Origin of the sequence: Corallococcus carmarthensis (assembly GCF_003611695.1) — a bacterium.
Lineage (GTDB): Bacteria > Myxococcota > Myxococcia > Myxococcales > Myxococcaceae > Corallococcus > Corallococcus carmarthensis.
Window position 1 is genome coordinate 23,636 of the sequence record NZ_RAWE01000101.1, and the last position, 9,088, is coordinate 32,723.

Annotated in this window: 6 protein-coding genes; 4 read left to right on the plus strand and 2 right to left on the minus strand. The window is 70.3% G+C overall.

What is annotated here, in order from left to right; translation table 11 throughout:
• Positions 1 to 2: 2 nt before the first annotated feature.
• A complete protein-coding gene (aroF, locus tag D7X32_RS24805; RefSeq protein ID WP_120605047.1) occupies positions 3 to 1,028 on the minus strand; it encodes a 3-deoxy-7-phosphoheptulonate synthase in 1,026 nt (341 codons plus the stop codon).
• 190 nt (positions 1,029 to 1,218) lie between these two features.
• Here aroF and D7X32_RS24810 point away from each other — a divergent pair, with 190 nt between their 5' ends.
• The 4 genes from D7X32_RS24810 to D7X32_RS24825 all read left to right on the plus strand — a co-directional run bounded on the left by D7X32_RS24810 (position 1,219) and on the right by D7X32_RS24825 (position 6,905).
• Entirely contained in the window at positions 1,219 to 2,469 is a 1,251-nt protein-coding gene (locus D7X32_RS24810) for an NAD(P)/FAD-dependent oxidoreductase (RefSeq protein ID WP_208752537.1), read from the plus strand.
• A gap of 167 nt (positions 2,470 to 2,636) precedes the next feature.
• Positions 2,637 to 5,105 (plus strand): S8 family peptidase, encoded by a 2,469-nt coding sequence (locus D7X32_RS24815; RefSeq protein WP_120605049.1) that lies wholly within the window; start codon positions 2,637 to 2,639, stop codon positions 5,103 to 5,105.
• A 117-nt stretch (positions 5,106 to 5,222) separates the two neighbouring features.
• Entirely contained in the window at positions 5,223 to 5,846 is a 624-nt protein-coding gene (locus tag D7X32_RS24820) for a CPBP family intramembrane glutamic endopeptidase (protein ID WP_244239160.1), read from the plus strand.
• A 24-nt stretch (positions 5,847 to 5,870) separates the two neighbouring features.
• The gene (locus D7X32_RS24825) at positions 5,871 to 6,905 is read left to right on the plus strand and encodes a 2-dehydropantoate 2-reductase (RefSeq protein ID WP_120605050.1); all 1,035 of its coding nucleotides are present in this window, start codon (positions 5,871 to 5,873) and stop codon (positions 6,903 to 6,905) included.
• Between the two features lie 105 nt (positions 6,906 to 7,010).
• Here D7X32_RS24825 and htpG read toward each other — a convergent pair whose 3' ends face one another.
• On the minus strand, positions 7,011 to 8,984 hold the full coding sequence (gene htpG, locus D7X32_RS24830; RefSeq protein ID WP_120605051.1) for a molecular chaperone HtpG: 1,974 nt from the start codon (positions 8,982 to 8,984) through the stop codon (positions 7,011 to 7,013).
• Between the last annotated feature and the right edge of the window lie 104 nt (positions 8,985 to 9,088).

Below are 9,088 nucleotides of genomic sequence, written 5' to 3' on the forward strand. Positions count from 1 at the left end.
GGCTATCCCAACCGGACCATTTCGCGTCCCATCGCCTGGGCGATGGCCCGCACCTCGCCCATGGCCTTCTCGAACTCGGAGAAGTCCAGCGACTGGAAGCCGTCCGACTTCGCGCGCGGCGGATCCGGGTGCACTTCGACGATGAGGCCGTCCGCGCCCGCGGCCACCGCGGCCCGCATCATCGCGGGGACGGCCTTGCGCACGCCGATGCCGTGCGAGGGGTCCACGAACACGGGCAGGTGCGTCAGCGCCTTGAGCATGGGCACCGCGTTCAGGTCCAGCGTGTTGCGCGTCATGTTCTCGAACGTGCGGATGCCGCGCTCGCAGAGGATGACCTGGGTGTTGCCGCGCGCGACGATGTACTCGGCCGCCATCAACAGCTCCTTGATGGTGGCGCTGATGCCGCGCTTGAGCAGGACGGGCTTGCGCGTCTCTCCCACCGCCTCCAGCAGGCTGAAGTTCTGCATGTTGCGCGCGCCCACCTGGAGGATGTCGGTGTGCTCCGCGACGGCGGCCAGCGTCGCCGTGTCCTTCACCTCCGTGGTCACCAGCAGGCCCGTCTCCTTGCGCGCCTCCGCCAGCAGCGCCAGGCCGTCGCCCTTGAGGCCCTGGAACTCATAGGGGCTGGTGCGCGGCTTGAACGCGCCGCCGCGCAGCATGGTGGCGCCCGCGGCCTTCACCGCCTGGGCGGTGGAGATGATCTGCTCGCGCGACTCCACGGAACAGGGACCCGCGATGACGTGGATGGCGGCGCCGCCGAGCGTGAGGTTGCCCACGCGCACCAGGCTGTCCTCCGGCTTCACCTCGCGGCTGACCAGCTTGAACGGCTGGGAGATGGAGACCGCGTCCGCGACGCCGGGCAGCACGCGGAAGGGCTCTGGCTCCACCGCGCCCGGGTTGCCGGTGATGCCGATGGCGGTGCGGGAGCCTCCTGCAATCGCATGCGGCTGCCAGCCACGGCGGCGGATCTCATCGTTCACTCGCTCGATGTCCTGGGCCGTCGCGTCTGGGCGCATCACGATCAACATGGGGGACTCCTGCTCTTTCTCTCTCCAAAGGCACGCCGGCGGATGCCGGCGTGGGTGTGCTTGGGGGCATCGGGCACACGCGAAACGTTTGCCGCAACTGTCGGATGCCCGCAACCGAACCAGAGTCTTGCTTGCACGTCCTGGCGTTATCAAGCCAGGGTCCGCACGCTCGCTGGACGGGAGGCGGACCATGGCGAAACGGCCCGGGGTCATCGTGGTGGGTGGGGGGCTGGCGGGCCTGGCGTGCGCGACGGCCCTCCTGGAGGCGCGTGTGGACGCACACGTGCTGGAAGCAGGGGACGCGCCGGGCGGAAGGGTGCGCACCGACTCGCACGAAGGGTTCCTCCTGGACCGGGGCTTCCAGGTGTACCTCACGGCCTACCCGGAAGGCCGGCGCGTGCTGGACCTCAAGGCCCTGTCGCTCCAGCGCTTCATCCCAGGCGCGAAGGTGTGGCGGGGTGGGCGACTGCACACGCTGGCGGACCCGCTGAGGCAGCCCGTCACGGCGGTGTCACACCTGTTCGACGCGCCGGGGGGATTGGCGGACAAGCTGCGCGTGCTGGAGCTGCGGCAGCACGCCACGTCCGGCGAGCTGGGGGACGTGTGGCAGCGGCCCCAGCAGGAGTCGCGGCAGTTCCTGCTCGACCTGGGCTTCTCCGAGGAGATGCTCGACGCGTTCCTCAAGCCCTTCTTCGGCGGCATCTTCCTGGAGCGCGAGCTGACGACGTCCAGCCGGATGCTGGAGTTCGTGTTCCGGATGTTCGCGACGGGCCACGCGGCGGTGCCAGCGCTCGGAATGGAGGCCATTCCCGAACAGCTGGCGGCGAAGCTGCCGTCGGCGGCGCTGCGGATGCGCGTGCGCGTGGAGGAGGTCTGGGGCCACCGCGTGCTCCTGCCGGGCGGGGAGATGCTGCACGCGGACGCCGTCGTGGTGGCGACGGATCCAAGCACCGCGGCGTCGCTGCTCGTGGGCATGCCGGCGCCCCGGATGAACCGGGTGACGTGTCTGTACTTCGCCGCGCCGGAGCCCCCGGTGGAGGGCCCGTGGCTCACGCTCAACGGTGAAGGGCGCGGGCCGGTGAACAACGTGGCGGTGATGAGCGAGGTGTCCGCCGCGTACGCGCCCCAGGGCCAGGCGCTGGTGTCCGTGTCGGTGGTGGACGACGCGGGCGGTGCGGAGTCGCTGGAGGCGCGCGTGCGCGCGCAGCTCACGGAGTGGTTCGGCACGGCGGTGTCCGCGTGGCGGCATCTGCGCACGTACACCGTCGCGGAGGCCCTGCCCGCGCAGCCTCCGTCCGCGCTGGTGGAACCGCACCGGCCCGTGCGGCTGGCCGCGGGGCTCTACGTGTGTGGAGACCACCGCGAGAACGCGTCCATCGACGGTGCGCTCACGTCGGGGCGCCGCGCGGCGGAGGCGGTGCTGCAGGACCTGGGCAGATAGCTCCCTGTGGCCCGCGAAGCATCTCGTTGCCTCCCAGACAACACATCGGGTGAGGGCGGAATCGCGAAGGAAGGGGGACCGGCCAGCCGTGTCCCTGACAGCTGGACGCATTGCCCGCAGCGGACCTAGGGTCGGACGCACACACTCGTTCTCCAAGGAATCCGTTCATGCTCCGCCGCCTTGCCCTCCTGGGATTGCTCGGTCTCGTGGCCTGTCCCGGCGACAACAGCAACGATGATGACGACACCAGTTCAACCAAGGGGACCGTCACCGGCACCCTGCAGCCGTTCCAGGCGGGCTCCGCCGCGGCGAACGCCGGGGCGTCGCTGGATGCGTTCTTCTCCCTGCCGGGCGCGAAGAACCTGTCCCAGAAGGTCTCCAGCGCCCTGGCGGCGCGGGGCGTGTGGCGCACGGGCATCCCGGCCAGGCCGCTGACGCACGAGGCGTCGCTGCTGGCCGGGGAGATCATCGTCCACTTCGACACGCCCAACCTGACCGCCGAGGAGGCCGTCGCGCAGGCGCGCATCGCGGGCTACCACGTCGTGCACCAGGCCTTCCTGAGCGATACGCAGCACCTCTTGCGCTACGAGGTCAGCCAGCCTCAGGCGATGTCTGGCGGCACTCCCAACGTGCGCGCCCTCACCGAGGCGGAGCACGTGCGCGTGCTCCAGCAGGTGCAGGCCGTGCAGGGCGTGCAGAACGCGGAGAGCAACATGCGGGTGCGGGCGCTCGCCGTGCCCAATGATCCGCTCTACGCGCGGCAGTGGCACTACAAGAACATGAACCTGCCGGCGGCCTGGGACCTGGGCACGGGCAGCGACTCCATTGTCGTGGCGGTGGTGGACACCGGCATCACGTCCCACCCGGACCTGAACTCGCGCGTGCTGCCCGGCGTGGACCTCATCTCCAGCGCCAGCAACGCGGGCGACGGCGACGGCGTGGACACCGACCCGACGGACAACGGCAAGGACCTGCCCAACGGCGGCTCGTCGTACCACGGCACGCACGTGGCCGGGACCATTGGCGCGTCGTCCAACAACGGCGTGGGCGTGGCGGGCGTCACCTGGTCCGGCCGCAACATCCTGCCGGTGCGCGTGCTGGGCACGCAGGGCGGCTCGCTGGCGGACATCATCGCGGGCGTCACCTGGGCCAGCGGCGGCAGCGTCCCCGGCGTGCGGGCGAACACCACGCCCGCGCGGGTCATCAACATGAGCCTGGGCGGCAACGGCAACCCTTCGACGGAGATGCAGACCGCCATCAACGCGGCCGTGGCGCGTGGGGCCATCCTGGTGGTGGCCGCGGGCAACGAGAACGAGAACACCTCCACCAGCTTCCCGTGCAACCAGCAGAACGTCATCTGCGTGGGCGCGGTGCGCTTCAATGGCAAGCGCGCCAGCTACTCCAACTACGGCACGCAGGTGGACGTCATGGCCACCGGCGGCCAGACGAGCGAGGACAGCAACGGCGACGGCTTCCCGGACGGTGTGCTGTCCACGCTGCCCAACAGCAGCAACCTGCCCTCCTATGAGTGGTACCAGGGCACCAGCATGGCCACGCCGCACGTGGCGGGCATCGTGGCGCTGATGCTGGCGCAGGACCCCACCCTCACGGTGACGGAGGCGGAGACCATCCTGCGGGACACCGCGGACACGACGAGCAAGTGCTCCGAGGGCTGCGGCGCGGGCCTGGTGGACGCGTACGCCGCGGTGCTGCGCGCCAAGGGCGGCGGTGACCCGACGTTGCCCCCGAAGCTGGCCATCAGCACCACGCAGCTGTCCTTCACCGGCACGGCGTCGCAGTCGCTGTCCGTGCGCAACAACGGCGGTGGCACGCTGCAGGTGAGCGCGGCCATCTCCGGCGCCAACGCCTCCGCGGTGTCCGTCTCCAGCACCTCGCTGTCCATCCCCGCGTACAAGTCCGGGTCGCTGACGGTGAGCGTCAACCCGGGCTCGCTGCCGGCGGGCAACTACGTGGCGCAGCTCGACCTGACGGGCGCGTCCGGTGCGGGCACCGCGCAGGTGCTGGTGAAGCTCCGCGTGGGCGTCAACGACGGGAAGAACGCGTTCATCGCGTTCGCGTACCTGGACGCCGCGGGCGAGGTGCAGATCGACGACGACGGCATCGGCCCGGTGGCCGCGTCCGGTGGGTACAACTACAGCATGAAGATGACCCCGCGCGACTACCTGGTGCTGGCGTCCATCGACGACACCGGCGAGGGCGACTTCTTCGACGACGGCGACCGCGTGGGTTTCTGGCGCGACACCACCCAGGTGGAGACCGTGACGGTCACCAAGGGCACGACGACCAGCGACATCAGCTTCACGCTGGTTCCCTACCAGTCGGACGACGACCACACGCCGACGACGACCATTGGTGGGGCCTGCACCACCAACGGCACGTGCGGCACCGGTGGCCTGTGCCTCACCGGCGGCAACTTCCCGGGCGGCTACTGCACCCAGGACTGCGTGACGTCCAGCTGCCCGTCGGGGTCGGCCTGCTACAGCAACGACAAGGGCGCCACCGCCTACTGCTTCGTGTCGTGCACGCCGTCGTCGGGTGGCACCGGCCAGGGGACGTGCCGCACGGGCTACCGCTGCGTCAGCGACAGCTCGGGCAGCGGCGCGTGCATCCCGTAGTGACGTGAAGGTCCGTCTCGCCGCCGGCGGTGCACGCGTGAACGTGCCCGCCGGCCTCCATCGCGCCGGGGTACGCTGCCGCGCGCGATGACCGCTTCTCCCGTTGGACCGCCGTCAGTGGGTGACGCGGCCCTGCCGTTCTGGCGGGCCGCGGCCGCTGGCGGCGTGCTGGCCTGGACGGCGCTGGTGCACGCGCACCCGCCGCGCTTCTTCGCCGTCGCTTCCGTCTTCTGCGCCCTCTGGCTCGCGGTGACGTGGCGGGCAATGGGCCCCTGGCGGAGGCCGCCGCCCGCCCTGTCGCTTCCGGATGCCGCGTGGGGTGGCGCCCAGGCGGTGGTGTTGTACGCGGGCGCGCGGGCCTTCCTGTGGGCCTTCTGTGGCGGCTTCACGGACGCGCTCTGCGGGCCGCTGCAATCCATCTACTCGACGTTCGGCACGGGGTCGCAGGGGACGGCGCTGGCCCTGGTGCTGCTGCTCGTTCCCGCGGAGGAGCTGTTCTGGCGCGGGTGGGTGCAGGGCGCGCTGCGTCCCTGGCTGGGACGGTGGGGCGCCGTCATCGGGTCGGCGGTGCTGTCGAGCGTCGTGCTGCTGGGGTTCGGTGAGCCGTTGCTGGCGCTGGCCGCGCTGCCCACGTCGCTCGCCTGGGGCGCGCTGGCCGAGTGGCGCCGGACGCCCGTGGCGTCCTGGGTGAGCCATGCCTTGTGGGACGTGCTCATCGTCGTGGTGTGGCCCGCGACGTGAGCGTGCGTGTCACAATGCGCGCCCATGGCTTCGTCTCCTGAGATCTGCGTCTTCGGCGCGGGCAGCATCGGCTGTTACGTGGGTGGGCGGCTCGCCGCGACGGGCGCGACGGTGCGCTTCGTGGGCCGCGAGCGGGTGGTGGCGGAGGTGCGCGCGCACGGCCTGCACTTGACCGACTGGCAGGGCGCGGACCTGAAGGTGCCCGCGGCGGACGTGCGCATCGACACGGGGCCGGAGGCGCTGGCCACGGCGGACCTGGTGCTCGTCACGGTGAAGTCCGCCGCGACGGAGGAGGCGGGGCAGACGCTCGCGCCGCGGCTCAAGCCCGGCGCCATCGTCATCAGCTTCCAGAACGGGCTGCACAACGCGGCGGTGCTGCGGGGACTGCTGCCCGGCCACACGGTGCTCACGGGCATGGTGCCCTTCAACGTCGCGGCGCAGGGACAGGGGCATTTCCACGCGGGCTCCGAAGGCACGCTGGAGGCGGAGCAGCACGCGGGGCTCGCGCCGTTCGTGGAGGCCTTCGTTCGCGCGGGGCTGCCGCTGAAGCAGCACGCGGACATCCTCGCGGTGCAGTGGGCGAAGCTGCTGTTCAACCTCAACAACGCGCTCAACGCGCTGGCGAACCTGCCGCTGAAGGAGGAGCTGTCGCAGCGCGCGTGGCGGCGGTGCCTGGCGCTCGCTCAACGAGAGGCGCTGGCGGTGCTTGCGCGTGCCGGGGTGAAGCCCGCGAAGCTGACGCCGCTGCCGCCGGGATGGATTCCCTTGCTGTTGGGGTCGCCGGACGCGGTGTTCGCGGTGCTGGCGAAGAAGATGCTGGCCATCGACCCGAAGGCGCGTTCGTCCATGTGGGACGACCTGCACGCGGGCCGCAAGACGGAGGTGGACTACCTCAACGGCGAGGTGATCCGTCTGGCCCGGCAGCACGGCGTGTCCGCGCCGGTGAACTCACGGCTCGTGGAACTCATCCGTGAGGCGGAAGGTGGGAACCGCCGCGCTTGGACCGGGGACGCGCTGCTCGCGGACCTGAAGAAGGCGGAGCTCGCGAACCCGGCGTGAGGCCCATGACCGCGCGTGGCGGGCCTTGCGACCCGCGCACGCACGGAAGCTTCATCCACAGCGGCGTGGCGGGCTCATCGCTCCCGCCACTCCGGACGTCTGTGATCAGGTGGACTGCGTCTGCGTCGCCGTCGCGGCGGGTGCCGGCACCTGGGCGGCCGGGACGCCGTTGCCCGCGTTCGCGGCCACCTGCGTGAGCAGCGCCGTCATGCGGCGGGCGAAGCGGTTCGGGTCGCTCAGCGGGCTGCCCTCGGTGAGCAGCGCCTGGTCGTGGAGCAATTCAATCCACTCGCCCACCTGCGGCGCGGACGGGTTGCTCGCGAGGAGGCCGCGCAGGTGCTCGATGACGGGGTGCTTGGGATTCACCTCCAGGATGCGCTTGACGCGCGGCATCCCCTTGCCGCGCTCCTTGAGCAGGCGCTCCAGGTAGGCCGGCGTTCCGCCCTCCGACACCACCAGGCACACCGGCGAGTCCGTGAGGCGGTCCGACACGCGCACCTCGCGCACGTCCTCCTTCAGCACGTCCTTCATCTTGTCCGTCAGGCCCTTGAGCCCTTCGGACTGCTGCTCCTTCGCCTTCTTCTCCTCGTCCGTGGACTGGAGCTTCAGGTCCGCGTTCAGCGCGGAGACCAGCGGCTTGCCCTGGAACTCGCGCAGGCCCTGCGCGGCCCACTCGTCCACCGGGTCCGTCATGAAGAGCACCTCGTAGCCGCGCTGCTTCAGCGCCTCCAGGTGCGGGCTGTCCGCCACCGCCTTCCGGCTCTCGCCGTAGACGTAATAGATGGCCTCCTGGCCCTCCTTCATCCGGCCCACGTAGTCCGCGAGCGACGTGAGGCCCTCCTCACGCGAGGACTCGTAGCGCACCAGCGCGCCCAGCTTCTCGCGGTACTCCGTCTCCAGCGTCAGGCCTTCCTTCACCACCGTGCCGAAGGACTCCCAGAACGTGCGGTAGTCGTCCGGCTTGTCCTTCGCCAGCTTCTCCAGGAGGTCCAGCGACTTCTTCACCACGTGCTTGCGGATGGCGCGCACCACCGCCGAGTCCTGCAACATCTCACGCGACACGTTGAGCGGCAGGTCGTCCGAGTCGATGACGCCGCGCACGAAGCGCAGCCACTGCGGCACCAGGTCCTCGCAGCGGTCCATGATGAACACGCGCTTCACGAACAGCCGCACGCCGCGCTGCTGCTGCGAGTTCAGGTCGAACGGCGGGTGCTTGGGCACGAAGAGCAGGCCCGTGAACTGCTGCGTGCCGTCCGCCTTGAAGTGCGTCCACGCCAGCGGCTGGTCGAAGTCGTGCGTCAGGTGCTTGTAGAACTCCTGGTACTGCTCGTCCGTGATTTCGCTCTTCGGACGCTGCCAGAGGGCGCTCGCCTTGTTCACCACCTCCAGCGCGGTCTCCGTGGCCTGCGTGTCCCCGCTGCCCACCTGCTTCGTCACCTGGAGCTTGATGGGGTGGCCCACGTAGTCCGAGTACTGGGTGATGAGCTGGCGCAGCTTCCACTCGTCCAGGAACTCCTTCTGGTCCGCCTTCAGGTGCAGCGTGATGGCCGTACCGCGCGTGGCCCGCTCCGCCGGCTCCACCGTGAACGTGCCGTGCGCCTCCGACGCCCACTTCCACGCGGCCGTCTCACCCGCGGCGCGGCTCACCACCTCCACGCGGTCCGCCACCAGGTACGCGCTGTAGAAGCCCACGCCGAACTGGCCGATGAGCTGCATGTCCTTCTGGCCCTTCTGCGCCAGCGCCTGGAGGAACTCGCGCGAACCGGAGTGCGCGATGGTGCCCAGGTTCTTCACCAACTCGTCGTGCGTCATGCCGACGCCGGTGTCCTCGATGGTGAGGGTGCCCTGGTCGGCGTTGGGGACGATGCGCAGCTCCAGCGCGGGCTCGTCCTTGAGCAGCTCCGGCTCCGTGATGGAGCGGAAGCGCAGCTTGTCCAGCGCGTCGGACGCGTTGGACACCAGCTCCCGCAGGAAGATCTCCTGGTGGCTGTAGAGCGAGTTGATGACCAGGCTCAGCAGCTGCTGGATCTCCGCCTGGAATGAATGGGTTTCCCGCTGGGGGTGGGTCTCTGCGGACATGAAGGCCTCCGGGCGCTGAGGGAAACGCGCCAATGCCCTTCCCCATAACCATGCCCGCCGGCTTGTCGAGAAGAGGGAATCCGCCCCCACCCATTGCTGGGAGG